Origin of the sequence: Tepidimonas sediminis (assembly GCF_007556605.1) — a bacterium.
GTDB lineage: Bacteria > Pseudomonadota > Gammaproteobacteria > Burkholderiales > Burkholderiaceae_C > Tepidimonas > Tepidimonas sediminis.
Window position 1 is genome coordinate 1 of sequence record NZ_VJND01000010.1, and the last position, 25,991, is coordinate 25,991.

Genomic DNA, 25,991 nt, shown 5'->3' on the forward strand with positions numbered 1-25,991 from the left:
GCTGTGCGGGGGCCGGGCGGGCCGGAGCGGCGGCGCGCGGGGCCGGCGCGGCGCCCTCCTCCAGCGGCGCGCCGGCGCCGTCGCGGCTGCCGAGCAGCTGCAGCTCGGTGGCGATGATGTCCACCGTGTTGCGCTCGATGCCGTCCTGCCCGGTGTATTTGCCGTACTTCAGCCGGCCCTCGACGTAGACCGGGCGGCCCTTGCGCAGGTATTCGCCGGCGATCTCGGCCAGCCGGTCGTAGAAGGTGACGCGGTGCCACTGGGTGTCTTCGACCGTCTCGCCGGTGGTGCGGTCCTTGCGCCGGCTGGAGGTGGCGATGCTGACGCTGGCCACCGGCTGGCCGGAGGGCAGGTAGCGGATCTCGGGGTCGCGGCCGCAGTTGCCGACGAGGATGACCTTGTTGACGGAAGCCATGGTGCGGGGAAACCTTCGCTGCAGGGGGATGGTGGAATGCGTGACGTCGATTGTGCACCACGCCGCCGCCGGCGCGCGCTCGCCCGGATGGGGGAGGCGGGCGGCGGCGCGGAGGCGAGCGTCACGCCGCGGGGGCCGTGCGCGCCCGGTGCCAGCGCCCGTCGCCGCGCGTCAGCACATCGTCGTCGGGCAGCAGCGCGTCGGGCGCCAGCGCCGGCATGGCCGCGACCCGTTCATAGAGCGGGGCGAAGTCGATCTCGGCCAGGCGCAGCAGATCCTCCAGCCGCTCCAGCACGAAGTAGGTCTGCTGGAAATCGTCGATGCGGTAGCGCGTGCGCATGACGCGCTCGAGGCGGAAACCCACCCGGTTGGGACTCGCCGACTCGAGGCAGAACACGCTCTCGGCCGCCGAGGAGGCGATGCCGGCGCCCAGGATGCGCAGCGCCCCGCCCTCGCGCACGAGGCCGAACTCGACCGTGTACCAGTAGACGCGCGCCAGCAGCTCCAGCGCCCCCAGCCGCTGCGCGCGCAGGCCGCCCTCGCCGTAGGCCTGCATGTAGTCGGCCATGACCGGATGCATCAGCATCGGCACGTGGCCGAACACGTCGTGGAAGACGTCGGGCTCCTGCAGATAGTCGAGCTGGTCGGCGCGGCGGATGAACTGCCCGGCCGGGAAACGCCGGTGGGCCAGGTGGTCGAAGAACACCTCGTCGGGCACCAGCCCGGGCACGGCCACGACCCGCCAGCCGGTGTGGCGCATCAGCACCTCGGACAAGCGCTCGAAGTCCGGGATGCGGTCCGGCTCGATCGGCAGGCTGCGCAGCCCTTCGAGGAAGGCGGCGCAGGCGCGCCCCGGCAGCAGGGCCGCCTGGCGCCGGTACAGCGTCGCCCAGGTGGCGTGCTCCTCGGGCGTGTAGGACGCCCAGTCCTGCGGGATGGTCCAGTCCGGGCTGGCCGGGCGGCCGGCCTCGCCGGCGGCCCAGCCGTGCAGCGTGACGGCCTCGGCGGTCATGGTGCAGGTCTCCTCGGTACGCCCGTGCCGCGACGGGCGGGTGGACGGACGGCGGCGCGGCTCAGGCGGGCCGTCCGCCCAGCGCGCCGGCGGCGACGTCGATGAAGCGCGCCAGCGCCAGGTCCCGCTCAGTGAGGCCACCGGCGTCGTGGGTGGTCAACACGATCTCGACCCGGTCGTAGACGTTGCGCCACTCCGGGTGATGGTCGGCGCGCTCGGCCTGCAGCGCCACGCGCGTCATGAAGGCGAACGCCGCGTTGAAGTCCGCAAAGCGCAGCGTGCGGCCGATCGCGTGGCGGGCTGGATCGAACGTCCAGCCCGGCAGGGCGGCCAGCGCCGCCTGCAGCGCGGCGCCGTCGAGCTTCGGCATCGGCATCCTCAGGTCTCCAGGGAGAGTTGGTCAGGACGGGGACACGCGGCTCAGGCCGGCTGGGGCGGCGCCGGCGCGGCGACCTTGAGCGTGCCGCGGCGGATCTGATCGCGCTCCAGGCTTTCGAACAGCGCCTTGAAGTTGCCCTCGCCGAAGCCCTCGTCGTTCTTGCGCTGGATGAATTCGAAAAACACCGGCCCGAGCAGCGGCTGGCTGAAGATCTGCAGCAGCAGGCGCTTCTCACCCCCCGCGGTGGAGCCGTCCAGCAGGATGCCGCGCGCCTGCAGCTCGGCCACCGGCTCGCCGTGGCCGGGCAGGCGCTCCTCCAGCATCGCGTAGTAGATGTCGTTGGGCGCGCTCATCAGCGGCACGCCGGCCATCTGCAGCGCGTCCACGCTGGCCAGCAGGTCGTCGGTCAGCAGCGCGATGTGCTGGATGCCCTCGCCATTGAACTGCAGCAGGAATTCCTCGATCTGGCCGCCGCTGCCGCCCTCCTCGTTGAGCGGGATGCGGATCAGCCCGTCGGGGGCGGTCATCGCGCGGCTCTTGAGGCCCGTGTACTCGCCCTGGATGTCGAAATAGCGGATTTCGCGGAAGTTGAACAGGCGCTCGTACCACTGCGCCCAGTAGGCCATGCGGCCGCGGTAGACGTTGTGCGTGAGGTGATCGATGACCTTGAAGCCGTGGCCGACCGGGTGGCGGCGCGCCGGATCCTCGAAGCCGGGCAGGAACTCGAAGTCGATGTCGTAGATGCTTTTGCCATCCTCGTAGCGGTCGATCAGGTACAGCGGCGCGCCGCCGATGCCCTTGATCGCCGGCAGGCGCAGCTCCATCGGGCCGGTGGGGATGTCGATCGGCTGCGCGCCGAGCTCCAGCGCCCGATAGTAAGCCTTGTGCGCATCACGGACGCGAAACGCCAGCCCGCAAGCGCTGGGGCCGTGCTCCTGCGCGAAGTAGTAGGCCAGGCTGCGCGGCTCGCGGTTGACGATGAAGTTGATGTCGCCCTGGCGCCACAGGTCCACGTCCTTGGAGCGGTGGCGCGCGATGCGCGTGAAGCCCAGCTTCTCGAACAGCGGCTCCAGCACGCCGGGGGTGGGCGCGGCGAACTCGACGAACTCGAATCCGCACAGCCCCATCGGGTTGTCGAACAGATCGGCCATGGCAGCGGCTCCTCATCGTTGGAATTGAACCCCTGCAGCGTATGCCCGCGGCGGCGCAATGGGATTGCGTCGTGGAGGCGGACTTTCCCGCATCCGTGCAATGATCTTGCGTCTTCGACCCCGAGGAGGAACGCATGACCCCACCCGAACCGCTCGACGCGGTGGATCGCCGCATCCTGCAGCGGCTGCAGGAAGACGGCCGCATCAGCAACCAGGCGCTGGCCGAGGCGGTGCACCTGTCGCCGGCGCAGTGCAACCGGCGCCACCGCCGGCTGGAGGAGCGCGGCCTGATCCGCCGCTACGAGGCCCGGCTCGACGCGCAGCGGCTGGGGCTGGGCGTGACGGCCTTCGTGCACGTGACGATGGAGCGCGGCCACATCCGCGAGGTCGAGCGCTTCCGCGCCCAGGTGCGCGCGATGCGCCAGGTGCAGGAGTGCTGGGCCGTCACCGGCGACTTCGACTATGTGCTGAAGGTGGTGGCGCGCGACCTCAAGGGTTTGTCGGACTTCCTGCTCGGCACGCTGGCGCAGCTGCCCGGGGTCAACGGCGTGCGCTCCAGCGTCTGCCTCGACGAGATCAAGTGCACCAGCGCGCTGCCGCTGGATACCTGAGTACCTGAGCGCGGCGCGGGGTGAAGGCGGCCCGTCCGGCGATCCGTGCTAAAAACGCGGGGCAACGTGAGCTGGGATCTCCCATTCGCCGCCTGCGGCAGGAGGGACCTCCAGGGGAGGAGAGGTTGACGACCACGACGACGGCCGCGATCGCCTGGGCGCTGGTGGCGCTCGTGCTGCTGGCCTTGGCGGCCGCTTGGGTGGCGGCGCGGCGCGCCCGCCGGGCCGAGCGTGCGCAGCGCGAACTGGCGGCGCAGCACGCTGCGTTGCTGCACGAGCTCGATGCGCTGCGGCGTGCCATGGCGGCAGCGCGCGTCGGTGTCTGGCAGGCCGACGCCGACGGCACCCTGCGCCACGCCGACGAGACGGCCCGCTCGCTGTGGCAGCGTGCCGACCTCGGCGACGGGAAGCCTTGGCCCCGCCTGTCCGAGCTGCGTGCGCCCGAACACCGGGCCGGACTCGCCGAGCGGTTGCGCGAGGTCGTGCAGCGGCACCGGCCGCTGGTGCGGCTGCCGAACCTGATCGTGCGCGGCGGCGGCGACCGCCTTTGGGTCAGCACCACCGCGGTGCCGCTGCTGGACGAGCACGGCACGGTGCGCGGCCTGCTCGGCTGCGACGTCGACATCGACACCCGTCAGCGCCTGCTGCTGGCGCTGCAGGCCGCCGAGCGGCGCTACCGGCTGCTGGCCGAGCACACGCAGTCGATCATCTACACCATCGACGCGGCCGGACACCTGACCTATGTGTCGCCGAGCTGGACCGCGCTGCTCGGGCACCCCGTCGAGGAGGTGATCGGCCGCGACTTTCGCCCCTTCGTCCATCCGGAGGACGTGCCGCTGTGCGAGGATTTTCTGGCGCGCACGCTGCGCGAGCGGCGCGTGCTGCCGCCGCTGACCTACCGCGTGCGGCACCGCGACGGCCGCGTGCGCTATCACCGCAGCGTGCTGGCCCCGGTGCTGGACGACGACGGCCGTCTGCAGGCCGTGGTCGGCAACGCGATCGACATCAGCACCGACGTCGAGCTGCGCGCCGAACTGGAACGGGTGGCGACCCACGACGCGCTGACCGGCGCGGCCAACCGGCGCCTGTTCCTCGAGCTGCTGCAGCGCGAGATCGAGCGCGCGCGCCGCCACGCAGCGCCGCTGGGCCTGCTGATGCTGGACCTGGACCACTTCAAGGCCATCAACGACACCCACGGCCATGCGGCCGGCGACGCCGTGCTGCGCGGCTTCGTGCAGCGCTGCGGCGCGGCGCTGCGTCCGAGCGACGTGCTCGGCCGCCTGGGCGGGGAGGAATTCGCCGCCATGCTGCCGGGCGCCGAGCCGGCCCAGATCGGCGCGATCGCCGAGCGGCTGCGCGCCGGCGTGGCCCAGCAGCCCTTCGCGTTGCCCGGGGGTGCGACGCTGGTGGCCACCGTCAGCGTCGGCGCCGTGGCGGCCCGCCCCGACGAGGACGCCGACGCGCTGCTGATGCGCGCCGACCGCGCGCTGTACGAGGCCAAGCGCAGCGGCCGCGACCGCGTGGTGCTGGACGGCGTGGCCGCCACCCCTGCCGGCGGTGGCGGGGCGCGGGCGGCGCTGCCGCCCTTTCCGCCGCTGGCGCGCCTGTAGCGCAGCCGCACGGCCGGCCCTGGCCTCAGCCGCGACCGACGAACGGCATCCTGGTGGCCATGACGGTGGCAAACAGCACGTTGGCTTGCAGCGGCAACCGCGCCATCGTCATGAAGGTCTGCACCACGGCGTCCATGTCCATGCGCGGCTCCGGGCGCACGCTGCCGTCGGCCTGCAGCACGCCGGCGGCCATGCGCTCGGTCATGTCGCTGGCCACGTTGCCGATGTCGAGCTGCCCCACCGCGATGTCGAAGGCTCGGCCATCCAGTGCCGCCGCCTTGGTCAGGCCGGTGATGGCGTGCTTGGTGGCGGTGTAGGCGATCGAGCCGGGCCGCGGCGCGTGCGCCGAGATCGAGCCATTGTTGATGATGCGCCCGCCGCGCGGCTGCTGCGTCTTCATCAGCGCGAACGCCGCGCGCAGGCAGTAGAAGGCGCCGTTGAGGTTGGTCTGCACCGCACGCTGCCAGTCCTCCAGCGCTACCGCCTCGGGCGCGGCCGCCGGCGGAAAGATGCCGGCGTTGTTGAACAGCAGGTCGAGCCGGCCGTGGGTGGCGCGGATGACGTCGAAGAGGCGCTGCACGTCCTGCGGCTCGCCCACGTCGGCCTCGAACGGGTGGACGCGCGCCGCGGCGGCCTGGCCGGCCAGGCGCGCCGTCTCCTGCAGCGCCGGCAGACGCCGGCCGGCCAGCCACACGGTCCAGCCCTCGGCCAGCAGCGCCAGGGCGCAGGCGCGCCCGATGCCGCTGCCGGCGCCGGTGACCAGGGCGATGCGGGAGGAGGAAAGGGCCTGTTGCATGGCCACGCATTGTGGCCCAGACGCCGGCGCGGCGGCACAATCGGCACCGGACCACTGCACAGGAGCCCGCCCGCATGGAGCCCTCCTCCGCCGCCACCGCCCAGACGCACCCGCAGCCGCGCACGCCCGCCGAGCTGTGGTCGCTGCTGGACAGCCCCGATGGCCAGACCCTGCGCGCGCGCCACGTCGGCGAGGCGCTGCTGCATCTGGGCCTGATCGACGAGCGCCAGCTGCGCGAGGCGCTGCAGGCCCAGCGCGAGGAGCGTCGCCTCGGCCTGAGCCGCCCGCTGGGCGAGCTGCTGGTGGAGCGCGGCGCGATCACCGAGACGCAGCTGCGCCAGGCCATCGCCGCCTGGCTCGGCAACCGGGTGGTGGATCCCACGCACTACCAGTTCGACCCGGCGGCGCTGGCGCTGGTGCCGCGCGTGGTGGCCGAGCGCGAGTCGGTGCTGCCGCTGGCGCTGCGCGGCGACGAGCTGGTGATGCTGATGGCCGACACGCTGGATCAGGCGCTGCTGGACGAGCTGCGCTTCATGACGCAGCGACGCATCGTGCCGGTGCTGGCCGCCGCCGGCACGCTGCCGGCAGCGCTGGCGCGCGCCTACGACCAGCCCGCCGCCCCCGCCGTCGCCGGCAAGGTGCCGCTGCGCCCGGGCGCACCCGGCCGACCCAAACCGGCCGCGCGCGAGCTGCTGGCCGACCTGCAGCAGGCCAGCGACATCGGCACCGAACAGCAGGCCGACATCGTCAGCGAATCCGACAACACGCTGGTGCGGCTGGTGCACACCATCATCGAGGAAGCCATCGCGCAGAAGGCTTCCGACATCCACATCGAGACCGAACCGCCCCCGAAGCCGGTGCGCGTGCGGCTGCGCATCGACGGCGAGCTGGTCAAGTACCTGGAGATCGAGTCGCGCTTCCGCTACGCGCTGGTGGCGCGCATCAAGATCATGGCCGGGATGGACATCTCGGAGCACCGCAAGCCGCAGGACGGCAAGATCGACTTCGCGCGCTTCGGCGGGCCGCGCACCGAGCTGCGCGTGGTCACCGTGCCCACCACCGGCGGGCTGGAGGACGTGGTGCTGCGGCTGCTGGCCGGCTCCAAGCCGATGCCGATCGACAGCATCGGCCTGGCGCCGCGTGACCTGGCGGCGCTGCGGCGCATGGCACTCAAGCCCTACGGGCTGATCCTGGTCTGCGGCCCCACCGGCAGCGGCAAGACCACCACGCTGCATTCGCTGATCGCCGACATCAATACCGAAAACCGCAAGATCTGGACCGCCGAGGACCCGATCGAGATCACGCAGCCGGGGCTGCGCCAGGTGCAGATGAACCCGCGCATCGGCTGGACTTTCGCCGCGGCGATGCGCACCTTCCTGCGCGCCGACCCCGACGTCATCATGATCGGCGAGATGCGCGACGAGGAGACCGCGCGCATCGCGGTGGAGGCCTCCCTCACCGGGCACCTGGTGCTGTCGACCCTGCACACCAACAGCGCGCCGGAGAGCATCACGCGGCTGCTGGAGATCGGGCTGGATCCGTTCAATTTCTCCGATTCGCTGCTGGCGATCCTGGCGCAACGGCTGGTGCGGCGGCTGTGCAGGCAGTGCGTGCAGGCGCGGCCGGCCACCGACGACGAGCTGGAGGCGCTGGCCACGCACTACCTGGAGTCGTGCGCCGCACCGGGCGAGCGGCTCGACGTGGCCGGCCAGATCGAGCGCTGGCGCGCCCAGTATGGCGTCGAGGAGGGCGGCCGGCGCATCCTGCGCACGTACGTCAAGCACGGCTGCCCGGCGTGCGAGGGGCGCGGCTACAAGGGGCGGCTCGGCATCTACGAGCTGATGCTCAGCGACGACACCATCCGCCACCACATCCGCCACCGCGCCTCCGCCGGCGAGATCCGCGCCAGCGCGCTGGCCGCCGGCATGCGCACGCTGCGCCAGGACGGCATCGAGAAGGTGCTGGCCGGGCTGACCGACCTGGCGGAGGTCATCGCCGCCACCAACGTCTGAACCGCGCCCCGGCCGGTCTGCCGCCCGGCCGCTACCTACAATGACCGCCATGCTGCGCTACGCCACCATCCCGGTCACCCCGTTCGCCCAGAACTGCTCGCTCGTGTGGTGCGACGCCACGCGCGAGGCGGCGGTGATCGACCCCGGCGGCGACCTCGACGCCGTGCTGGCCGAGGTGCAACGCCTGGGGCTGGACCTGCGGCAGATCTGGCTGACGCACGCGCACATCGACCACGCCGGCGGCGCCGGCGAGCTGGCCGAGCGGCTCGGTCTGCCGATCGTCGGCCCGCACCGCGGCGACCAGTTCTGGATCGACGGCCTGCCGCAGCAGAGCCGCATGTTCGGCTTTCCGCCGGCGCGGCCGTTTGCGCCGACGCGCTGGCTGGACGACGGCGACGAGGTCACCGTGGGGCAGGAGCGGCTGCACGTGCGCCACTGCCCGGGCCACACGCCGGGCCACGTGGTGTTCCATGCACCGCAGATCCGGCGCGCCTTCGTCGGCGACGTGCTGTTCGCCGGCAGCATCGGCCGCACCGACTTCCCCGGCGGCAACCACCAGCAGCTGCTCGACAGCATCACGCAGCGCCTGTGGCCGATGGGCGACGACACCGTCTTCATCCCCGGCCACGGGCCGGAGAGCACCTTCGGCGAGGAGCGCCGCCACAACCCGTTCGTCGGCGGCACCTGATCAGCGCGCGATCCCGAGGAAGAGCGCCAGGCAGCGCTCGACCTGCAGCATCGTGTCGGCTTCCAGCCGCCCGAACGCCGGCCCGAGCTTGTCGCGTGGCAGCGTCATCACCTTGTCGACCATGACTTGCGAGGTCTTGCGCAGGCCGTTGGCCGGCGACGGCTCGACGGTGACGCGCAGCAGGGGCGCTTCCACCAGCGTGCCGGTGACGAGCAGCACGCAGACGCTCGGGTGGGTGTCGAACAGGTCCGACTGGATGACGAGCGCCGGGCGCGGCTTGCCGAAGTCGCCCGACAACGCCACCGTCACCAGATCGCCGCGGCGCGCCATCGCGCTTGACCCGGTTCAGTCGGTCCAGCCATCCACCCGGGCCAGGGCCTCGTCCGTCCAGCGCGCCAGCTCCGCATCGCGCGCATCGGCCTGCGCCACGCGCGCACTCTGCTGCCGGCACGTCTCGGCGAAGCCGGGCTGGCGCGTGTCCGGCACCCAGATCTGCACCAGCCGCAGGCCGCTGCGGCGCTTGCGCTCGCGGGCGCGGGCGACACGGACGGCGGCGGGGGTGGACACGGGGCAGGCTCCTCTTTGCAACATGTTGCAGCATAGCACCGGCTGTGGCCGTGGCGCAACGGGCCGCCGCTACCCCGCGCGGCGCGCCTGTTCGTACAGCGCCTCGACCTTGGGGATGTTGGCCTCCAGGTCGCGGATGCGGCTCGGGCCGCTGGGGTGGGTGGAGAGGAACTCCAGCCCGTTGCCGCCGGCCACCTGCGCCATCTTCTGCCACAGCGTGACGCTGGCGCGCGGGTCGTAGGCGCCGCGCGCGGCCAGCTCCAGGCCCACCAAGTCGGCCTCGGTCTCGTCCTCGCGGCTGAACTTGAGCGACAGCAGCTGCGTACCCAGATCCGCCGCCAGCCGCCCGAGGTCGCCCAGCCCGAGCAGCTGCGCCCCGAGCGACAGGCCGATGCCCGTGGCCTGCGTCTTGGCAATGCGCGAGCGCGCGTGCTCGCGCAGCGCGTGCGCCATCTCGTGGCCCATGACCATCGCCGCCTCGTCGTCGCTCAAGCGCAGCTGGTCGAGGATGCCGGTGAAGAAGGCGATCTTGCCGCCCGGCATGCAGAAGGCGTTGATCTGCTTGCTGCCGATCAGGTTGACCTCCCAGCGCCACTGGCGCGCGCGCTCGTTCCACGGCAGCGTGTGCGGCACCAGCCGCTGGGCGATGGCGCGCAGCCGGCGCAGCTGCGGATGGTCGTCTGGAGCCAGCGCCCCCTTGGCGCGCGCCTGCGCCAGCAGCTGCGCGTACTGCTGCGCGGCGGCGGCCTCCAGCTGGCCGGCCGGCACCAGGTTGCGCATCGTCGACGGCGGCCCGACCTGCACCTGGGCCGGCGCCGGCGCGAACGCCAGCCCGGCCGCCGCCGCCCCGGCGGCGCGCAGAAACCCCCGGCGGTCGGCCAGGGCCCCCTTGGCGATGCACATCCAGCACATGCGCGCATGATAGGCACAATGGATGCCCGCGTGCGTGACGAAGCGTTGCGCCGCGCAACCGTCCGTCACCACCCGATGCCCGCCCTCACCGAGCCCGCCCCCCGCCCCGCCGCCGGCCGCGAACCCTGGTGGCGCCTGCTGCGCGACGCGCGCGTGCTGGTGATGCTGGCGCTGGGCTTTGCCGCCGGGCTGCCGCTGCTGCTGATCTTCTCGTCGCTGTCGCTGTGGCTCGGCGAGGCGGGCGTGGAGCGGCGCGCGGTGACCTTCTTCAGCTGGGCGGCGCTGGCGTACTCGTTCAAGTTCGTCTGGGCGCCGCTGGTGGACCGGCTGCCGCTGCCTGGGCTGACCGCGCGTCTCGGCCGGCGGCGCGGCTGGCTGCTGCTGGCGCAGCTGGGCGTCATCGGCGCCATCCTCGGCATGGCCGCCACCGATCCGGCCGCCGGCCCGGCGGCGCTGGTGCGCATGGCGGCGTTTGCGGTGCTGCTGGGCTTTGCCTCGGCCACGCAGGACGTCGTCATCGACGCCTACCGCATCGAGCTGGCGCCGCCCGAGCGGCAGGGGCTGCTGTCGGCGGCTTACGTGGCCGGCTACCGGCTCGGCATGGTGGTCACCGGCGCCGGCGTGCTGTTCCTGGCCGCGGCGTGGGGCTCGGCCAAGGGCGCCTACGCCTACGAGGCGTGGGCGGCGGCGTACGCGGCGGCGGCGGCGGCGATGCTGCTGGGCGTGCTGACCACGCTGCTGGCGCCGGAGCCGTCGGTGACCGTGGCGGACGGCAGCGCGCCAGCCGGCGGCCATGCGCGGCTGCTGGCGGTGTTCCTGCTGGCGGTGGCCGCGTTCGTGGCCGTGTTCTGGGGCGTCGGCGCGGGGTACGCCCGGCTCGGCTGGGGGGAGCTGTCGGCCCTGCCGGCGCTGCTGCTGGAGGCGCTGCGCCTCGGGGCGGCGCTCGCGGCGGCGTTCGGCGTCGGCGCGCTGCTGGTGCGCGCGGGGCTGGCCAGCCGCGCCGCGGCACGCGAGACGTGGGTCGAGCCGGTGCGCGCGTTCTTCGTGCGCCACGGCGTGCGCGACGCCGTGCTGCTGCTGGCGCTGATCGGCACCTACCGCATCGCCGACATCGTGCTCGGGGTCATCTCCAACGTCTTCTACCAGGACCTGGGCTTTGCCAAACCGGACATCGCCGCCGCGGTCAAGACGTTCGGCGTCATCGTCAGCATCGCCGGCGGCTTCGTCGGCGGGGTGCTGGCCACGCGGCTGGGCGTGCTGCGCGCGCTGGGCTGGGGGGCGCTGCTGGCGGCGCTGACCAACCTCGGTTTCGTCGCGCTGGCGCTGGCCGGGCCGGTGCGCTGGGGGCTGTACGCGGTGGTGGCGGCGGACAACCTGGCCGCGGGGTTTGCCAGCGCGGCCTTCGTCGCGTTCCTCTCCAGCCTGACGCAGGTGCGCTTCACCGCGGTGCAGTACGCGATCTTCAGCTCGCTGATGACGCTGCTGCCCAAGGCGCTGGGCGGCTACGCCGGCGCGCTGGTCGACGCCCTGGGCTACCCGGGCTTCTTCGTGCTGACGACGCTGCTCGGGCTGCCGGTGCTCGCGCTGGTGGCACGGGTGCGGCGGCGCTGGGGCACGGCGGTCGGCTGATGCGCCGCCTCCCCCAAACGGGGGATGTGCAGGCGCAGCAAACGGTTCGAAAATATCACTTGAGCGCTGTCACACGCCACCCGCCCCTCGGCCCCAGCCGCAGGCGGGGTCGAGGGAGCCGCAGGTGTGGCGTGGCAGTCGCCCCGTTCCCAACGACGTCCTGATGGACTTGGCCGCTTCGGCTCTGCCCGGGCGGCCTCTTTTTTCGCCTCGTGCCGGCTCGGGTGTGGCCTTCAGCCCGCCGACGCGGGGGCGCCGGCCGGTGCCGCGGGCTTGGGCACCGGGCGCGGGCGCCCATGTTCGTCGATCGCGACGTAGGTCAGCGTCGCCTCGGTGACCTTGACGCACTGGTACTGCGGGCGCTGGCGCTCGGCCCACACCTCCACCTGCACGGTGATCGAGGTGTGGCCGATGCGCTCGATGTGGGCGTAGAAGCTGAGCAGGTCGCCGACCTTGACCGGCTGCTTGAAGACGAACTGGTTGACCGCCACGGTGGCGAAGCGCCCGCCCATGTGGCGCGCCGGCAGCACCGAGCCGGCCAGGTCCACCTGCGCCATGACCCAGCCGCCGAAGATGTCGCCGTTGGCGTTGACGTCAGCCGGCATCGGGATGACGCGCAGCACGAGCTCCTTGTCCTGGGGGAGGCAGGCCCCCGTGGGGGGCGGTACGATTGCAGGTTTCGGTTCCATGACGGCGGATTGTCGACGATGAAGCGTGAGCGCGCGCTGCCGCTGCCGGCCGGCGCCCAGCCGGCAGCGGGTGCCCCGGCGGCACCGGACGAGGACATGCGCACGCTGCGGCGCCTGCTGCCGTGGCTGCGGCCGTGGCGCACGCGGGTGGCGCTGGCCCTGCTGCTGATGGTGGCGGCCAAGCTGGCCACCGTGGGGGTACCGCTGCTGCTCAAGGCCCTGGTCGATGCGCTCACGCCGCTGCCGGGCCTCGGCGCACAGGGCACGGCGCTGGTGCTGGTGCCGGCGGCGCTGGTGGCGGCCTACGGGCTGCTGCGCTGGTGCAGCTCCCTGCTGGCGGAGCTGCGCGAGCTCGTGATGCTGCGCGCCACCGAGGGGGTGACGCGCGCGCTGGCGCTGCGCGCCTTCGAGCATCTGCACGCGCTGGGCCTGCGCTTCCACCTGGAGCGTCAGACCGGCGCGCTGACGCGCGACCTGGAGCGCGGCACGCGCGCGTTGCAGTCGCTGGTGTCGTACGCGCTCTACAGCGTGGTGCCGACGCTGGTGGAGGTGGCGCTGGTGCTGGCGCTGCTGATCTGGCGCTTCGACGTCGGCTACGCCGCCATCACCGCCGCGGCGTTGGTGCTGTACGTGGTCTTCACCGTGCGCGTGACGCAGTGGCGCACCCGCATCCGCCGCCGCATGAACGAGCTGGAATCGGCCAGCAGCGCACGCGCGGTCGATGCGCTGCTCAACTTCGAGACCGTCAAGTACTTCAACAACGAGGCGTGGGAGGCGCGCCGCTACGACGACAGCCTGCAGCGCCTGGGGCGCGCGCGGGCGCAGACGCAGCAGTCGCTGTCGCTGCTCAACGCCGGCCAGCAGCTCATCATCGCCGTGGCGCTGGTGGCGCTGCTGTGGCGCGCCACGCAGGGCGTGCTGGACGGCCGCCTGACGCTGGGCGACCTGGTGATGATCAACGCCTTCCTCATCCAGCTCTACCTGCCGCTGAACTTCCTCGGCGTGCTCTACCGCGAGATCCGTCAGAGCCTGACCGACCTCGGACGCCTGTTCGCGCTGCTGGACCGTGCGCCGGAGGTCACCGACGCGCCGGATGCCCGGCCGCTGCAGCTGCGCCATGCACCGCAGGTGCGCTTCGAGGACGTGCGCTTCGGCTACGACCCGCGGCGCCCGATCCTGCACGGGGTCGATCTGGAGATCCCGGCCGGCCGCACGGTGGCGGTGGTGGGGGCCTCCGGCGCCGGCAAGTCGACGCTCGTGCGCCTGCTGTTCCGCTTCTACGACGTCGACGGCGGCCGCATCACGGTCGACGGCCACGACATCCGCACGCTGACGCAGGCCAGCCTGCGCCGCGCCATCGGCATCGTGCCGCAGGACACCGTGCTGTTCAACGACACCATCGAGGTCAACATCCGCTACGGCCGCCCGGATGCCAGCTTCGAGGAAGTGCGCGAGGCGGCGCGCGCGGCGCACATCCTGGACTTCATCGAAAGCCTGCCGCAGGGCTGGCAGACGGTGGTCGGCGAGCGCGGGCTCAAGCTGTCCGGCGGCGAAAAGCAGCGCGTGGCGATCGCGCGCACGCTGCTGAAGAACCCGCCGATCCTGGTGCTGGACGAGGCCACCTCGGCGCTCGACTCGGCCAGCGAGCGCGCGATCCAGACCGAGCTGCGGCGCCTGAGCGAGCGGCGCACGACACTGGTGATCGCGCACCGGCTCTCCACCGTGGTGGAGGCGCACGAGATCGTCGTGCTCGAGCAGGGCCGCGTGGTGGAACGGGGCACGCACGCCGAGCTGCTGGCGCGCGGCGGCGCCTACGCGCGGCTGTGGGCGCTGCAGCACAGCGCCACCGCGCCAGGCACCTGAACACACGACCGACACGAGGGAGGAGGCACAGCATGGAGACCAAGTGGCTGGAGGATTTCGTCACGCTGGCCCAGACCGGCAGCTTCAGCCGCGCCGCGCAGCTGCGTCACGTGACGCAGCCGGCGTTTTCGCGCCGCATCCAGGCGCTGGAGGCATGGGCCGGCGTCGACCTGGTGGATCGCAGCACCTACCCGACGCGGCTGACCGAGGCCGGCCGCACGCTGCACACCCAGGCGCAGGAGCTGCTGCAGCAGCTGCACGCCACGCGCGCGCTGCTGCGCCTGCACGCGGCCGCCGCCGGCGACACGGTGGAATTCGCGGTGCCGCACACGCTGGCGTTCACCTTCTTTCCGGCCTGGCTCGGGCGGCTGCGCGCGCATCTGGGCACCGTCAAGACGCGGCTGGTGGCGCTCAACGTGCACGACGCGGTGCTGCGCTTCACCGAGGGCGGCTGCGACCTGCTGCTGGCCTACCACCACCCGAGCCAGCCGCTGGGACTGGATCCCGAGCGCCACGAGATGCTGACGCTGGCGCGCGAGGTGGTGGCCCCCTTCTGCCGCCCCGGTCCGGACGGCCGGCCGCTGATGCGACTGCCTGGCTCGGCCCACGCGCCGGTGCCCTACCTCGCCTACGCGCCCGGGGCTTACCTGGCGCGCGTGGTGGACTGGCTGCTGCGCCAGGCCCCGCAGCCGGTGCACCTGGAGCGCGTCTACGAGACCGACATGGCCGAAAGCCTCAAGGCCATGGCGATCGAAGGCCACGGCGTGGCCTTCCTGCCGGCCAGCGCGGTGCGGCCGGCACTGGCCGACGGCCGGCTGGTGGCCGCCGGCTGCGCCGAGGAAGGCTGGCACGTCGAGCTCGACATCCGCCTCTACCGCCGGCGTGGCGGTCGGCCCAAGCCGGCGGCGCAACGCCTGTGGGACGACGTGGCGCGGCTGCTGGCGGCGGAGCCGCCCTGACCGGGGCAGGGTTTACCGCCAGCCGGGCGCGCGTCAGGAAGCGGTAAGATCGCCCCACCTTCGAACCACCCGAGAAAGGAACGCAGCATGAAAAAGTCTGTGCTCGCGCTGGCCCTGGCGGCCCTGGCGGCCACCGCCGCCCACGCCGACACCCTGGCCAAGATCAAGTCCACCGGCTCGGTCACCATGGGGGTGCGCGAATCGTCGGGCGTGCTGTCCTACACGCTGGGCGACGGCAAATACACCGGCTACCACGTCGAGCTGTGCCAGCGTGTGCTGGCCGACATCCAGAAGCAGCTCGGTCTGGCCAAGCTGGACATCAAGTACCAGCCCGTGACCTCGCAGAACCGCATTCCGCTGGTGCAGAACGGCACGGTCGACATCGAGTGCGGCTCCACCACCAACAACCAGGCGCGCCAGCGTGACGTGGCGTTTGCCGTGACCACCTTCGTCGAGGAGGTGCGCATCGCGGTCAAGGCCAACTCGGGGATCAGCTCGATCAAGGACTTGAACGGCAAGACGGTGGCCACGACCACCGGCACCACCTCGGTGCAGACGCTGCGCCGGCACGAGCGCGCCGGCGGCGTGGACTTCAAGGAGGTGTTCGGCAAGGATCACGCCGACAGCTTCCTGCTGCTGGAGTCGGGTCGGGCCGATGCCTTCGTGATGGACGGCTCGCTGCTGGCGGGGCTGATCGCGCGCTCCAAGAACCCCTCGGACTTCAAGATCGTCGGCGAGGTGCTCAGCGTCGAGCCGATCGCCATCATGTTCCGCAAGGACGACCCGGCGTTCAAGAAGGCGGTGGACGACTCCATCATCGCGATGATGAAGTCCGGCGAACTCGCCAAGATCTACGACAAGTGGTTCATGCAGCCGACCCCGCCCAACGGCGTGCGCATGAACATGCCGATGAGCGAGGCGCTCAAGGCCGCCATCGCCAACCCGAACGACCGTCCGATGGAGGCGTACCAGGCCAAGTGACGGCCTGAGACGCCGCCGCGACGCACGACCCCGGGCGCCCAACGCGGTGCGCCGGGGATCGTTTTTTGGCTTCGCCGGAGTCGATGCATGCAATGGGACTGGCAAGTCTTCTGTGAGGACACCCTCACGCGCGAGGTGCAGCCGCGCTGCTTCGGCCAGGGCGGCGACATCACGTACCTGGAGTGGATGCTGTCGGCCTGGGGCTGGACGGTGTCGGTGTCGCTGCTGGCGCTGCTGCTGGCGCTGCTGGTCGGCAGCGCCGTCGGCACGCTGCGCACGCTGCCCGCAAGCCCGTGGCTCGTGCGGCTGGGCAACGCCTGGGTGGAGCTGTTCCGCAACATCCCGCTGCTGGTGCAGATCTTCCTCTGGTACCACGTGATCCCGGCGCTGGTGCCGCCGCTCAAAGGCGTCTCAGGGTTCGTGCTGGTGGTGATCGCGCTGGGCCTGTTCACCTCGGCGCGCATTGCCGAGCAGGTCAAGAGCGGCATCCTGTCGCTGCCGCGCGGGCAGCGCAACGCCGCCCTGGCGCTGGGCCTGACGCAGGCGCAGGCATACCGCCACGTGCTGCTGCCGATGGCGTTTCGCATCATCATCCCGCCGCTGACCAGCGAGGCGATGAACGTGTTCAAGAACTCCTCGGTGGCGTTTGCGGTGTCGGTGGCGGAGCTGACGATGTTCGCGATGCAGGCGCAGGAGGAGACCGCGCGCGGCATCGAGATCTATCTCGCGGTCACCGCGCTGTATGTCGTGTCGGCGTTCGCGATCAACCGGCTGATGGCCTTCATCGAGCGGCGCGTGCGCGTGCCGGGCTTCATCGCCGCCGGCGGCGCGGGAGGGCACTGACCATGCTGGCCAACCTGGACTGGTCGTTCTACCGCTGGGACGTCATCGGCCCGTTCGTCTGGAAGGGGCTGCAGTTCAGCGTGATGCTGACGGTGGTGGCCACGCTCGGCGGCATCGCGCTGGGCACGCTGCTGGCGCTGATGCGCCTGTCGGGCCGGCCGTGGCTGGCGCTGCCGGCCACCGTCTACGTCAACGGCATGCGCAGCATCCCGCTGGTGATGGTGATCCTGTGGTTCTTCCTGCTGGTGCCGCTGATCATCGGCCGGCCGATCGGCGCGGAGCTGTCGGCGGTGATCACCTTCATCGCGTTCGAGGCGGCCTACTTCAGCGAGATCGTGCGCGCCGGCATCCAGTCGATCCCGCGCGGGCAGGTCTACGCCGGCCAGGCGCTGGGGCTGACCTACGGACAGAACATGCGCTACGTGATCCTGCCGCAGGCGTTTCGCAACATGCTGCCGGTGTTCCTGACGCAGACCATCATCCTGTTCCAGGACACCTCGCTGGTGTACGCGATCGGCGCCTACGACCTGCTGAAGGGCTTCGAGATCGCCGGCAAGAACCACGGCCGTCCGATCGAGGCGTATCTGGCCGCCGCGGTGGTCTATTTCGTCATCTGCTACACGTTGTCGGCGCTGGTCAAGCGCCTGCACGCGCGCATCGCCATCATCCGTTGAACCCTCATCCGGGGCCGCGCGGCCCGGCGCCCCGCCCCAGGCCGCACGCCGCCCCGCCGCCCACCGAAGGAGTCGTCATGGAACGACCGATGATCGAACTGAAGAACGTGTCGAAGTGGTACGGCGCCGTGCAGGTGCTCCACGACTGCTCCACCGCGATCCGCAAGGGCGAGGTGGTGGTGGTCTGCGGGCCGTCGGGCTCCGGCAAATCGACGCTCATCAAGACCATCAACGCGCTGGAGCCGATCCAGAAGGGCGAGATCTGGGTCAACGGCCAGCCGGTGCACGACCCCCGGACCAACCTGCCCAAGCTGCGCAGCCACGTCGGCATGGTATTCCAGCACTTCGAGCTGTTTCCGCACCTGACGGTGACCGAGAACCTGACGCTGGCGCAGGTCAAGGTGCTGGGCCGCAACCCGGAGGATGCCAAGAAGCACGGCCTGAAGTATCTGGAACGCGTCGGCCTGATCGCGCACAAGGACAAGTACCCGGGGCAGCTCTCCGGCGGTCAGCAGCAGCGCGTGGCCATCGCGCGCGCGCTGTCGATGGATCCGATCGTGATGCTGTTCGACGAGCCGACCTCGGCGCTGGACCCGGAGATGGTCGGCGAGGTGCTGGACGTGATGATCGGGCTGGCGCAGGAAGGCATGACGATGATGGTCGTCACGCACGAGATGGGCTTTGCGCGCAAGGTCAGCGACCGCGTCATCTTCATGGACGTCGGCGGCAAGATCCTGGAGGACTGCCCGAAGGAAGAATTCTTCGGCAACCCCGAGGCGCGCCAGCCGCGCACCAAGGATTTCCTCAACAAGATCCTGTCGCACTGAACGGGGATGCGCCAGCGGACCGCGACCGGCTTGGCGCCGCGGACCGCAGCCGCGGGCCGGCATGCCGGCCCGCTCGATGTGTCAGGGCCAGGCCGCCGTGATGCGTACGTTCCCCCAAACGAAAGGACTCCCCGCGGGGAGCCCTTTTGCGCTGGCGACGGGCGGGCGGCGTTCGCCCCCCTTCGGGATCACATCGCCGCCGGCACCGGCGCGTTCATCGCGCGCTTCTCGAGCGTCCACTGGTGCAGCGAGCCGTCGAAGTTGCGCGCCTGCGCGTTGCCCAGGATCTCACGGACGATGAACCAGGGCAGCGAGGAGTCGTTGCCGCTGTTGCAGTAGGTGATCAGCGGCTTGGACGGATCGACGCCGAGGGACTGAAACACCGCGCGGTAGGTCTCGGGTTTGAGCAGCCGGATCGCGCCGCCGCGGGTCACGAACAGCGTCTCCAGCGGCACGTTGCGCGCGCCGGGGATATGGCCGTAGGCGGAGACGTAGTCACGCTTGAAGACACCGAGGTACATGGCCGTCGAGCGGGTGTCGACCAGCTGCACGTCCTTCTTCTCCATCGCCGCGGCCACGTCCGGCGAGTCGGCCACGAGGCTGGCGAAGCGGTCGGCGGTGGCCTTCCAGGTGGTGGTCAGCGGCGCCGGGGCGTCCTTGCTCCACGCCCGCCCCTCCAGCAGCCAGGCCACCATGCCGCCGTCCAGCAGCGCCACCGGCGTGTCGGCGTACGCCTTGAAGAGGATGTGCAGGCGCGCCGCGTCGTTGAAGTCGGAGATCTTCTGCCCCTCGGGCACCAGCACGATCGGCTTGTCGGCCAGCACGCCCACCGACTGCACGACCTTCTCGAAGGTGGCGCGGTCCGGCAGCAGGTACTTGACCTTGTTGCCGCCGATCTCGCGCTCGGTGCGCAGCTCCTTGGCCAGGAACAGGCGCGAGCCGGGGATGTGGCCGCCGAACTCGTCCAGCACCTTCTTGCCGTCCTTGGTGGTCTCGAACTCCGGCTCGCGCGTGAAGCTCTTGGCGTCGGTACGGATCTCGATCACCTGGACCTTGTCGAGGTTGTCGGCCAGCCACTGCGTGCTGACCACCGGGCCGGGCAGCACGCCCTGGGCCCAGGCGCTGGCGGCCAGCGCGGCCGCGCCCAGCGCCACTGCGATGCGTCGAAGCGTTTTCATCGTCGTCTCTCCTTGGGGGCAAACAATCGGTCAGGTCAGGCCCAGCCGCCGCAGGCGCGGCGCCAGCGCCGCATCGGTGGCGCTGAGCACCTCGAGCGTGCGGTCCTCCCACACCTGCTCGGCCGCCCGGCGGCGCAGGTGGGGCTCCAGCGCCGCGTCGCGCGCGCGCAGCAGCGCGGCGAGCTCGTCGGCGAACAGCTGCACCATCGCGGTCAGCCAGCGCGCCAGCGGCGCCAGCCGCCCGCCGCGCCGCACGATGCGAAACGCCGGCAGGCGCGCGATCAGCTCCGCCGCCGGCGCCCAGCGCCCGGCGGTCACCCAGCGGTTGGTGGTGAACCAGCGCAGCGGCTGGCCGCGCGCATCCAGCGCCAGCGCCGCCAGGTGCACGTGCTCGCCCGGGGCGGGGCCTTCCCAGAACAGGTGGAAGTGGCCGTGCTCGGGCGCGGCGTCGGCGCCCCAGCGCTGCGCGCCGCCGTGCGCGTGGTAATAAAAACGCGTGCCGTGCGCCGCATCGACGACGTCGCGCGCCGGGTAGTGGCGCAGCTCCTCGAAGCGGCGCGCGCCGCCCAGCGCCGCCTGCGCCAGCGACACGCCGCGCTGCGCCAGCGCCAGCGGCACCTCCAGCGCCACGCGCGCCGCGGCGGCCAGCGCGGCGCGGTCGGCAGCGGCGGTGGGCATCCGGTCCATGGCGGTCGCGGACGGATCAGGCGCGCGCGGGCGATCGGGCGGTGGCGTCGCTCAGCGCTTCGGCGCGCACGGGTTGGCCGGCGCGCAGGGGTTGTCGCCCTCAATGCGCTTCTTCTTTTTCTTCTTCTCGGCGCCGGGCGCGCACGGGTTGCCCGGGGCGCACGGGTTGCCGGCGGCGCTGGCGGCCGGCTTGCCGTCGGCCTTCGGCGCCGGCTGCGCCATCGCGGCCGGGGCCACGAGGCTGGAGGCGACCAGCAGCGCGGTCAGGGTCTGGGTCAAGGGTTGCTTGCGGGTCTTCATGGTCGGTTTCGGTGTCGGTGACGAGGAAAGGAGGGTGGAGGGCGCCGGGCCGCGCGGAGGGTGCAGGTGGCCCCGGCGCACGGGAACCGCGCGGACGGGCTCAGCCGGCCTGACGCGCCTGCGTGGCGGTGCCGCAGCCCTGCGCGCCGCAGCCGCAGCCGGCCTCGCCGAGCACGGCCTCCTGCGCGTCGATCGGGCCGCCGTGGCGCTGCTCGAACCAGCGGCCGAGGTGGTACACGCCGACCAGCGCGGCGGCCATCGCGCCGATGATCCACCACGGCGAGATGCCCCAGGCGTCGTGCAGCGTGTCGCCCGACTCGACCTCGGCCATCGCCATGATGGCCTCGATCGCCGGGCCGTAGAGGCCCGCGAAGGCGAACGTGCCGACGATCAGCCCGGCGAAGAACACCAGCGCGTCCAGCCGGCCCGAGGCCACGCCGACCACCGAGGTGCCGGGGCAGTAGCCGCCGATCGCGAAGCCGGCGCCGACCAGCACGCCGCCGATGGCCGAGGCCATCATCAGCGACGTCGGCACGAACACCGCGTCCAGATCCAGCACGCCGGCCATGCCGAGCAGCTGCAACCCGACGGCGGCCACCACGATGGCCGTGAACATCACCTTCAGCACCGACCAGTCGCGCAGCGTGAACTGGCCGGTCAGCTTGCACGGGCTGCCGAAGCCGGCGTTTTCCAGAATGAAGCCGAACGCCACGCCGACCAGCAGCGCCGACCAGACGGTTTCCTGCAGCGGGAACATGGCCTCAGACCCCCTTGACGAGACGGCTGACGATCAGCCCGGTGACGAAGAACGCGCCGAGGAAGACGAACGCGGCGATCGACAGCGTGGCCGCGCCGGACAGGCCCAGCCCGCTGGTGCAGCCGGCGGCGATGCGCGCGCCGAAGCCGGCCAGCAGCCCGCCGATCAGCGCGGTGGCGATGCGCTTGCCGGTGCCGACGCGCGCGGCGCCATCGAGCTGCACGCGCAGCCGCCCGCCCAGGAACGCCGCCAGCAGCGCGCCGGCGAACACGCCGATCACCTGCCAGGTGATCCAGCCGTCGAGGATGTCGGGCCGCGCCATCGCGCCGAGGTAGGCGTTGGCCTGGATCACCTCCGGGGCGGCCTGCAGCCCGAGCCAGGCGCTCAGCCGCGTGGTGAAGCCGGTGGCACCCAGCCCGTGCCCGGTCAGCACGAAGGTGACCAGCAGCGTGACGCCCAGCGCCACGCCCGCCAGCCACGGGTTCCAGAGGGGTTTCGGGGTCGTCGTCATGATGGCGATCGTGAGAAAGATCAATGAACCTTACCCGGCAGAGTATAGGCAACGACGGCGACGGGTGCAACGGTCAGGCCGCCGGACCTGGCGGATCGCGGCGCGGGCGGGACCGTGGCGGCGTCGTTCAGACGCGCTCGACCGTGCCGCCGTAGCGCGCCACCGTGGCGTCGTGCGTCAGCAGGCGCATCGGCTCCACCCGTGCCTGCGCCACCAGCAGGCGGTCGAACGGGTCGGCATGCAGCGGCGGCAGGTCGGCCACCGCGACGGCGTGCTCCGGCGCCACCGGCAGGAAACGGTAGCCGGACGCCTCGAAGTAGCGCAGCGCCTCGGCGCCGGAGACCGGCATGTCGCCGCGCGCCAGCGCGTGCTTGATCGTGATCTCCCAAAGCGTCGCGGCGCTGATCCAGACGGTGGCGCGCGGCGACTCGATCAGCTCGCGCGCCCGCGCCGACAGACGGGGGCTGTCGGTGATGGCCCACAGCGCCACGTGGGTGTCGAGCAGCAGGTTCACGCGCCGCCCCCGAGGAACAGGCGCGCCACCTCGTCGTTGTGCGCGTCGATGTCGTCCGGCACGGTGAAGCGCCCCTTGGCCACGCCGATGCGCGGCCCCGCCGGCGCGGCCTCCAGCGGCACCAGCCGCGCCGCCGGGCGGCCGTTGCGCGCGATGACGATCTCGCGCTCGCGCCCCTCCTCCAGCGCCTGCACCAGGCGCGACAGCGAGGACTTGGCCTGCAGCATGTTGACGGCGGTCATGGGGACTCCTGCGTCATGGCACTGGTCTTAGTCTGGTCTGGCCAGAATGGTTTGTCAACCTGTCCGTCTGCCATCCGCCGCCGGGCCATGGCGTCCCCGAATCGCGCCGGATCCGGCCCCGCTCTGCGACAATGCCGCCCGATGAGCCCCGCCCCCGACACCCTGACCCTGATCCGCCCCGACGACTGGCACGTGCACCTGCGCGACGGCGCGGCACTGGCCACGACGGTGGCGCACACGGCGGCGCAGTTCGCGCGCGCCATCGTCATGCCCAACCTGAAGCCGCCGGTGACCACCGCGGCGCAGGCGGCCGCCTACCGCGAGCGCATCCTGGCGGCGCGGCCGGCCGGCGTGGCGTTCGAGCCGCTGATGACGCTGTACCTGACCGACCACCTGCCGCCGCAGGAGATCGAGCGCGCGCGCGAGGCCGGCGTGGTGGCGGTCAAGCTCTACCCGGCCGGCGCCACCACGAACAGCGACGCCGGCGTCACCGACCTGCGCCGCACCTACCGGACGCTGGAGGCGATGCAGCGCGCGGGGCTGCTGCTGCTGGTGCACGGCGAGGTCACCGACGCCGAGATCGACATCTTCGACCGCGAGGCGGTGTTCATCGAGCGGGTGCTGGAGCCGCTGCGGCGCGACTTCCCGGGTCTCAGGATCGTGCTGGAGCACATCACGACGAAGGAGGCGGCGCAGTACGTCGCCGACGCCGGGCCGAACCTGGCGGCCACGATCACCGCGCACCACCTGCTCTACAACCGCAACGCGCTGCTGGCCGGCGGCATCCGGCCGCACCACTACTGCCTGCCGGTGCTCAAGCGCGAGGTGCACCGCCAGGCGCTGGTGGCGGCGGCCACCAGTGGCCATCCGCGTTTCTTCCTCGGCACCGACAGCGCGCCGCACGCGGTGCAGCTCAAGGAGCACGCCTGCGGCTGCGCCGGCTGCTACACCGCGCCGGCGGCGCTGGAACTCTACGCCGAGGCGTTCGAGGCCGCCGGCGCGCTGGACAGGCTGGAGGGCTTCGCCAGCCTGCACGGGCCGGATTTCTACGGCCTGCCGCGCAACACGGAGCGCGTGACGCTCAAGCGCGAGGCGTGGACGGTGCCCGAGCGCCACCGCTTCGGCGACGCGGAGGTGCGGCCGCTGCGCGCCGGCGAGACGCTGCGCTGGCGGCTGCAGCCCGCCGGCGCAGCCTGAGGCGGCGTGCGCGGCGCCACCGCGCCCGCTACGATGCAGGCCACGCCAGCCCGCGCAACCGGACTGGCACCGGAGACGGCGATGCGCATCCTGACCTGGAACGTGCAGTGGTTTCGCGGCATGGACGGCCGCGTGGACGTGACGCGCGTGCTGCGCCACGCGCTCGAGTGGGGCCGCGAGCCGCACGTGATCGGCCTGCAGGAGGTCGCGCAGCACTACCCCGGGCTGGAGGGGGCGGGCGAGGCCGACCAGGTCGCGCAGGTGCGCGCGGCGCTGCCCGGCTACGAGGTCTTCTTTGCCGCCGCGATCGACGAATGGCGCCCAGGCCGCCCCACCCGGCAGCGCTTCGGCAACCTGATCGCCACGCGGCTGCCGGTGCTGCGCGTGCAGCCGCTGGCGCTGCCGTACCCGGCGGATGCGGCGGTGCCGTCGATGCCGCGCGTGCTGGCGGCGCTGACGGTGCAGGCGCCGTGGGGGCCGCTGCGCGTCGGCGCCACGCACCTGGCCTACTACAGCGCGGCGCAGCGGCTGGCGCAGGCGCGCTCGCTCGTGGCCTGGCAGCGCGAGGCCGCGGCCATGGCCGCGCAGCCGCCGGCGCTGGGCGAGGAGCTGCCCGACACGCCGTTTCAGCCGCGCCCGCATGCCGCCGAGGCGGTGCTGATGGGCGACTTCAACGCGCCGCCGCACGATGCCGCCTGCCTCGAGCTGACCGCCGCCACCGACGGCGCGCCGGCGTTCCTCGACGCCTGGGCGCTGGCGCACCCCGGCACGCCGCAGCCGCCGACGTTTCGCGTGCACGAGCCGGGGGCGCAGCCGGTGACCTGCGACTACCTGTTCATCACCCCGGGGCTGGCGCGGCGCGTGCGGCGGGTGGCGCTCGATTCTGCTACCCTGCTGTCCGACCATCAGCCGCTGCTGATGGAACTCGACGATCGCGATGGGGTCTGAGCGGGCTGCACGCCCCTGCGGCGCGCAGCGCTTGCGTGCGGGCGCCGCGCCCCCATCTACCGACCGATCCTCCCTCTCAACCTCGATTCCGGAAACGCCATGAAACGCATTCTGTTGCTGGTTCTGACCAACCTCGCCGTGATGGCGGTGTTGTTGATCACCACCCGCATCCTGGGCGTGGATCGCTTCCTGACCGCCAACGGGCTGGACGTCACGGCGCTGGCGTTGTTCTCGCTGGTGATCGGCTTCGGCGGCGCCTTCATCTCGCTGCTGATCAGCAAGCCGATGGCCAAGTGGAGCACCGGCATGGTCATCATCGACCAGCCGCGCAACGCCGACGAGGCCTGGCTGCTGGCCACCGTGCGCAGGCTGGCCGACAAGGCCGGCATCGGCATGCCCGAGGTCGGCATCTACGAGGGCGAGCCCAACGCGTTTGCCACCGGCGCGTTCAAGAACGACGCGCTGGTGGGCGTCTCCACGGGCCTGCTGCGCAACATGACGCGCGAGGAGGTGGAAGCGGTGCTGGCGCACGAGGTGGCGCACATCGCCAACGGCGACATGGTGACGATGACGCTGATCCAGGGCGTCATGAACACCTTCGTCGTGTTCCTGAGCCGCGTCATCGGCTACGTGGTCGACAGCTTCCTGCGCCGCGGCGACAGCGAGCAGTCCGGCCCTGGCATCGGCTACCTGGTCACCAGCATCGTGATGGAGGTGATCCTTGGTTTCTTGGCCGCCATCATCGTGGCCTGGTTCAGCCGCCAGCGCGAGTTCCGCGCCGACGCCGGCGCCGCGATGCTGATGGGGCGCAAGCAGCCGATGATCAACGCGCTGGCGCGCCTGGGCGGGCTGGAGCCGGGCGCCCTGCCGCAGGGCATGCAGGCGCTGGGCATCACCGGCAGCCTGGGCAAGCTGTTCGCCACCCACCCGCCGATCGAGGAGCGCATCGCCGCGCTGCAGGCGCTGTGACCGCGGGCTGACGACGTCCGCGTCAGCCGTAGGCCAGCGCCAGGCGCGCGGCGCGGTCGGGCGGCGGGCT

The 25,991-nt window shown here is 72.1% G+C and carries 30 protein-coding genes; 14 read left to right on the top strand and 16 right to left on the bottom strand.

Features of this window, described 5'->3' with window-relative positions:
* The 4 genes from Tsedi_RS08445 to hppD form a co-directional block, all read right to left on the bottom strand.
* Nucleotides 1-415: single-stranded DNA-binding protein (locus Tsedi_RS08445; protein ID WP_143895610.1), on the bottom strand; the 415-nt coding region annotated here is incomplete at its 3' end.
* A gap of 121 nt (nt 416-536) precedes the next feature.
* Nucleotides 537-1,427 carry a phenylalanine 4-monooxygenase gene (gene phhA, locus Tsedi_RS08450; protein WP_143895612.1) on the bottom strand — a complete coding sequence of 297 codons (891 nt, stop codon included), beginning with the start codon at nt 1,425-1,427 and terminating at the stop codon, nt 537-539.
* 61 nt (nt 1,428-1,488) lie between these two features.
* Nucleotides 1,489-1,797 carry a 4a-hydroxytetrahydrobiopterin dehydratase gene (locus Tsedi_RS08455; protein ID WP_143895800.1) on the bottom strand — a complete coding sequence of 103 codons (309 nt, stop codon included), beginning with the start codon at nt 1,795-1,797 and terminating at the stop codon, nt 1,489-1,491.
* 50 nt (nt 1,798-1,847) lie between these two features.
* Nucleotides 1,848-2,957 (bottom strand): 4-hydroxyphenylpyruvate dioxygenase, encoded by a 1,110-nt coding sequence (gene hppD / locus Tsedi_RS08460; protein WP_143895614.1) that lies wholly within the window; start codon nt 2,955-2,957, stop codon nt 1,848-1,850.
* Nucleotides 2,958-3,091: 134 nt separating this feature from the next.
* Here hppD and Tsedi_RS08465 point away from each other — a divergent pair, with 134 nt between their 5' ends.
* Nucleotides 3,092-3,568 (top strand): Lrp/AsnC family transcriptional regulator, encoded by a 477-nt coding sequence (locus Tsedi_RS08465; protein WP_143895616.1) that lies wholly within the window; start codon nt 3,092-3,094, stop codon nt 3,566-3,568.
* 125 nt (nt 3,569-3,693) lie between these two features.
* A complete protein-coding gene (locus tag Tsedi_RS08470; protein WP_143895618.1) occupies nt 3,694-5,178 on the top strand; it encodes a sensor domain-containing diguanylate cyclase in 1,485 nt (494 codons plus the stop codon).
* Nucleotides 5,179-5,203: 25 nt separating this feature from the next.
* Here Tsedi_RS08470 and Tsedi_RS08475 read toward each other — a convergent pair whose 3' ends face one another.
* On the bottom strand, nt 5,204-5,974 hold the full coding sequence (locus tag Tsedi_RS08475; RefSeq protein ID WP_143895620.1) for an SDR family oxidoreductase: 771 nt from the start codon (nt 5,972-5,974) through the stop codon (nt 5,204-5,206).
* A gap of 74 nt (nt 5,975-6,048) precedes the next feature.
* Here Tsedi_RS08475 and Tsedi_RS08480 point away from each other — a divergent pair, with 74 nt between their 5' ends.
* Complete coding sequence (locus Tsedi_RS08480; protein ID WP_143895622.1) at nt 6,049-7,986, top strand: GspE/PulE family protein; 1,938 nt, start codon at nt 6,049-6,051, stop codon at nt 7,984-7,986.
* Between the two features lie 49 nt (nt 7,987-8,035).
* Entirely contained in the window at nt 8,036-8,674 is a 639-nt protein-coding gene (locus tag Tsedi_RS08485) for an MBL fold metallo-hydrolase (RefSeq protein WP_143895624.1), read from the top strand.
* Here the strand turns inward: Tsedi_RS08485 and Tsedi_RS08490 are convergent, their stop codons facing one another.
* The 3 genes from Tsedi_RS08490 to Tsedi_RS08500 form a co-directional block, all read right to left on the bottom strand.
* On the bottom strand, nt 8,675-9,004 hold the full coding sequence (locus tag Tsedi_RS08490; protein ID WP_143895626.1) for a type II toxin-antitoxin system PemK/MazF family toxin: 330 nt from the start codon (nt 9,002-9,004) through the stop codon (nt 8,675-8,677). It abuts the gene before it with no gap.
* Between the two features lie 15 nt (nt 9,005-9,019).
* Nucleotides 9,020-9,241: an antitoxin MazE family protein gene (locus Tsedi_RS08495; RefSeq protein WP_246099237.1), complete on the bottom strand. Its 222-nt coding sequence runs from the start codon at nt 9,239-9,241 to the stop codon at nt 9,020-9,022.
* 69 nt (nt 9,242-9,310) lie between these two features.
* Nucleotides 9,311-10,153: a M48 family metallopeptidase gene (locus tag Tsedi_RS08500; protein WP_143895630.1), complete on the bottom strand. Its 843-nt coding sequence runs from the start codon at nt 10,151-10,153 to the stop codon at nt 9,311-9,313.
* A gap of 75 nt (nt 10,154-10,228) precedes the next feature.
* Between Tsedi_RS08500 and Tsedi_RS08505 the strand changes: the two genes are divergently transcribed.
* Nucleotides 10,229-11,782 (top strand): AmpG family muropeptide MFS transporter, encoded by a 1,554-nt coding sequence (locus Tsedi_RS08505; RefSeq protein ID WP_185970618.1) that lies wholly within the window; start codon nt 10,229-10,231, stop codon nt 11,780-11,782.
* A 233-nt stretch (nt 11,783-12,015) separates the two neighbouring features.
* On the opposite strand, the gene Tsedi_RS08510 is transcribed toward Tsedi_RS08505, so the two are convergent.
* On the bottom strand, nt 12,016-12,471 hold the full coding sequence (locus Tsedi_RS08510) for an acyl-CoA thioesterase (protein ID WP_143895632.1): 456 nt from the start codon (nt 12,469-12,471) through the stop codon (nt 12,016-12,018).
* 18 nt (nt 12,472-12,489) lie between these two features.
* On the opposite strand from Tsedi_RS08510, the gene Tsedi_RS08515 reads away from it, so the two are divergent.
* The 6 genes from Tsedi_RS08515 (at nt 12,490) to Tsedi_RS08540 (ending at nt 18,618) form a co-directional block, all read left to right on the top strand.
* On the top strand, nt 12,490-14,334 hold the full coding sequence (locus tag Tsedi_RS08515) for an ABCB family ABC transporter ATP-binding protein/permease (protein ID WP_143895634.1): 1,845 nt from the start codon (nt 12,490-12,492) through the stop codon (nt 14,332-14,334).
* A gap of 32 nt (nt 14,335-14,366) precedes the next feature.
* Nucleotides 14,367-15,293: a LysR substrate-binding domain-containing protein gene (locus Tsedi_RS08520; RefSeq protein ID WP_143895636.1), complete on the top strand. Its 927-nt coding sequence runs from the start codon at nt 14,367-14,369 to the stop codon at nt 15,291-15,293.
* 87 nt (nt 15,294-15,380) lie between these two features.
* Nucleotides 15,381-16,274: an amino acid ABC transporter substrate-binding protein gene (locus Tsedi_RS08525; protein WP_143895638.1), complete on the top strand. Its 894-nt coding sequence runs from the start codon at nt 15,381-15,383 to the stop codon at nt 16,272-16,274.
* Nucleotides 16,275-16,361: 87 nt separating this feature from the next.
* Nucleotides 16,362-17,117 (top strand): amino acid ABC transporter permease, encoded by a 756-nt coding sequence (locus Tsedi_RS08530; RefSeq protein WP_143895640.1) that lies wholly within the window; start codon nt 16,362-16,364, stop codon nt 17,115-17,117.
* Nucleotides 17,118-17,119: 2 nt separating this feature from the next.
* A complete protein-coding gene (locus tag Tsedi_RS08535; protein WP_143895641.1) occupies nt 17,120-17,791 on the top strand; it encodes an amino acid ABC transporter permease in 672 nt (223 codons plus the stop codon).
* Between the two features lie 89 nt (nt 17,792-17,880).
* Nucleotides 17,881-18,618 (top strand): amino acid ABC transporter ATP-binding protein, encoded by a 738-nt coding sequence (locus Tsedi_RS08540; RefSeq protein ID WP_143895804.1) that lies wholly within the window; start codon nt 17,881-17,883, stop codon nt 18,616-18,618.
* A gap of 188 nt (nt 18,619-18,806) precedes the next feature.
* Here the strand turns inward: Tsedi_RS08540 and Tsedi_RS08545 are convergent, their stop codons facing one another.
* The 7 genes from Tsedi_RS08545 to Tsedi_RS08575 form a co-directional block, all read right to left on the bottom strand.
* The gene (locus tag Tsedi_RS08545) at nt 18,807-19,796 is read right to left on the bottom strand and encodes a sulfurtransferase (RefSeq protein WP_143895642.1); all 990 of its coding nucleotides are present in this window, start codon (nt 19,794-19,796) and stop codon (nt 18,807-18,809) included.
* A 30-nt stretch (nt 19,797-19,826) separates the two neighbouring features.
* On the bottom strand, nt 19,827-20,483 hold the full coding sequence (locus tag Tsedi_RS08550; RefSeq protein ID WP_143895643.1) for a DUF6969 family protein: 657 nt from the start codon (nt 20,481-20,483) through the stop codon (nt 19,827-19,829).
* Nucleotides 20,484-20,534: 51 nt separating this feature from the next.
* Nucleotides 20,535-20,783, bottom strand: a complete 249-nt coding sequence (locus Tsedi_RS08555; RefSeq protein WP_143895644.1) for a hypothetical protein — start codon at nt 20,781-20,783, stop codon at nt 20,535-20,537.
* 100 nt (nt 20,784-20,883) lie between these two features.
* On the bottom strand, nt 20,884-21,540 hold the full coding sequence (locus Tsedi_RS08560; RefSeq protein ID WP_143895645.1) for a DUF6691 family protein: 657 nt from the start codon (nt 21,538-21,540) through the stop codon (nt 20,884-20,886).
* Between the two features lie 4 nt (nt 21,541-21,544).
* The gene (locus tag Tsedi_RS08565) at nt 21,545-22,051 is read right to left on the bottom strand and encodes a YeeE/YedE thiosulfate transporter family protein (protein WP_143895646.1); all 507 of its coding nucleotides are present in this window, start codon (nt 22,049-22,051) and stop codon (nt 21,545-21,547) included.
* Between the two features lie 127 nt (nt 22,052-22,178).
* The gene (locus Tsedi_RS08570) at nt 22,179-22,565 is read right to left on the bottom strand and encodes a type II toxin-antitoxin system VapC family toxin (RefSeq protein ID WP_185970619.1); all 387 of its coding nucleotides are present in this window, start codon (nt 22,563-22,565) and stop codon (nt 22,179-22,181) included.
* On the bottom strand, nt 22,562-22,807 hold the full coding sequence (locus Tsedi_RS08575) for a type II toxin-antitoxin system Phd/YefM family antitoxin (RefSeq protein ID WP_143895647.1): 246 nt from the start codon (nt 22,805-22,807) through the stop codon (nt 22,562-22,564). The genes Tsedi_RS08570 and Tsedi_RS08575 overlap by 4 nt, the downstream gene beginning before the upstream one ends.
* Nucleotides 22,808-22,948: 141 nt before the next feature.
* Here Tsedi_RS08575 and pyrC point away from each other — a divergent pair, with 141 nt between their 5' ends.
* From pyrC to htpX, 3 genes are all read left to right on the top strand, one after another.
* Nucleotides 22,949-24,004, top strand: coding sequence for a dihydroorotase (gene pyrC, locus Tsedi_RS08580; RefSeq protein ID WP_143895649.1), 1,056 nt, complete (start codon nt 22,949-22,951; stop codon nt 24,002-24,004).
* A gap of 81 nt (nt 24,005-24,085) precedes the next feature.
* On the top strand, nt 24,086-24,952 hold the full coding sequence (locus Tsedi_RS08585; protein WP_143895651.1) for an endonuclease/exonuclease/phosphatase family protein: 867 nt from the start codon (nt 24,086-24,088) through the stop codon (nt 24,950-24,952).
* Nucleotides 24,953-25,051: 99 nt separating this feature from the next.
* Nucleotides 25,052-25,921 (top strand): protease HtpX, encoded by an 870-nt coding sequence (gene htpX / locus Tsedi_RS08590; RefSeq protein WP_143895653.1) that lies wholly within the window; start codon nt 25,052-25,054, stop codon nt 25,919-25,921.
* Nucleotides 25,922-25,991 lie beyond the last annotated feature (70 nt).

Coding starts and splice junctions, on each gene's coding strand:
- phhA (WP_143895612.1), bottom strand. CDS start 1,427: ATGACCGCCGAGGCCGTCACGCTGCACGGCTGGGCCGCCGGCGAGGCC.
- Tsedi_RS08455 (WP_143895800.1), bottom strand. CDS start 1,797: ATGCCGAAGCTCGACGGCGCCGCGCTGCAGGCGGCGCTGGCCGCCCTG.
- hppD (WP_143895614.1), bottom strand. CDS start 2,957: ATGGCCGATCTGTTCGACAACCCGATGGGGCTGTGCGGATTCGAGTTC.
- Tsedi_RS08465 (WP_143895616.1), top strand. CDS start 3,092: ATGACCCCACCCGAACCGCTCGACGCGGTGGATCGCCGCATCCTGCAG.
- Tsedi_RS08475 (WP_143895620.1), bottom strand. CDS start 5,974: ATGCAACAGGCCCTTTCCTCCTCCCGCATCGCCCTGGTCACCGGCGCC.
- Tsedi_RS08480 (WP_143895622.1), top strand. CDS start 6,049: ATGGAGCCCTCCTCCGCCGCCACCGCCCAGACGCACCCGCAGCCGCGC.
- Tsedi_RS08485 (WP_143895624.1), top strand. CDS start 8,036: ATGCTGCGCTACGCCACCATCCCGGTCACCCCGTTCGCCCAGAACTGC.
- Tsedi_RS08490 (WP_143895626.1), bottom strand. CDS start 9,004: ATGGCGCGCCGCGGCGATCTGGTGACGGTGGCGTTGTCGGGCGACTTC.
- Tsedi_RS08500 (WP_143895630.1), bottom strand. CDS start 10,153: ATGTGCTGGATGTGCATCGCCAAGGGGGCCCTGGCCGACCGCCGGGGG.
- Tsedi_RS08505 (WP_185970618.1), top strand. CDS start 10,229: ATGCCCGCCCTCACCGAGCCCGCCCCCCGCCCCGCCGCCGGCCGCGAA.
- Tsedi_RS08510 (WP_143895632.1), bottom strand. CDS start 12,471: ATGGAACCGAAACCTGCAATCGTACCGCCCCCCACGGGGGCCTGCCTC.
- Tsedi_RS08515 (WP_143895634.1), top strand. CDS start 12,490: ATGAAGCGTGAGCGCGCGCTGCCGCTGCCGGCCGGCGCCCAGCCGGCA.
- Tsedi_RS08520 (WP_143895636.1), top strand. CDS start 14,367: ATGGAGACCAAGTGGCTGGAGGATTTCGTCACGCTGGCCCAGACCGGC.
- Tsedi_RS08525 (WP_143895638.1), top strand. CDS start 15,381: ATGAAAAAGTCTGTGCTCGCGCTGGCCCTGGCGGCCCTGGCGGCCACC.
- Tsedi_RS08530 (WP_143895640.1), top strand. CDS start 16,362: ATGCAATGGGACTGGCAAGTCTTCTGTGAGGACACCCTCACGCGCGAG.
- Tsedi_RS08535 (WP_143895641.1), top strand. CDS start 17,120: ATGCTGGCCAACCTGGACTGGTCGTTCTACCGCTGGGACGTCATCGGC.
- Tsedi_RS08540 (WP_143895804.1), top strand. CDS start 17,881: ATGATCGAACTGAAGAACGTGTCGAAGTGGTACGGCGCCGTGCAGGTG.
- Tsedi_RS08545 (WP_143895642.1), bottom strand. CDS start 19,796: ATGAAAACGCTTCGACGCATCGCAGTGGCGCTGGGCGCGGCCGCGCTG.
- Tsedi_RS08550 (WP_143895643.1), bottom strand. CDS start 20,483: ATGGACCGGATGCCCACCGCCGCTGCCGACCGCGCCGCGCTGGCCGCC.
- Tsedi_RS08555 (WP_143895644.1), bottom strand. CDS start 20,783: ATGAAGACCCGCAAGCAACCCTTGACCCAGACCCTGACCGCGCTGCTG.
- Tsedi_RS08560 (WP_143895645.1), bottom strand. CDS start 21,540: ATGTTCCCGCTGCAGGAAACCGTCTGGTCGGCGCTGCTGGTCGGCGTG.
- Tsedi_RS08565 (WP_143895646.1), bottom strand. CDS start 22,051: ATGACGACGACCCCGAAACCCCTCTGGAACCCGTGGCTGGCGGGCGTG.
- Tsedi_RS08575 (WP_143895647.1), bottom strand. CDS start 22,807: ATGACCGCCGTCAACATGCTGCAGGCCAAGTCCTCGCTGTCGCGCCTG.
- pyrC (WP_143895649.1), top strand. CDS start 22,949: ATGAGCCCCGCCCCCGACACCCTGACCCTGATCCGCCCCGACGACTGG.
- Tsedi_RS08585 (WP_143895651.1), top strand. CDS start 24,086: ATGCGCATCCTGACCTGGAACGTGCAGTGGTTTCGCGGCATGGACGGC.
- htpX (WP_143895653.1), top strand. CDS start 25,052: ATGAAACGCATTCTGTTGCTGGTTCTGACCAACCTCGCCGTGATGGCG.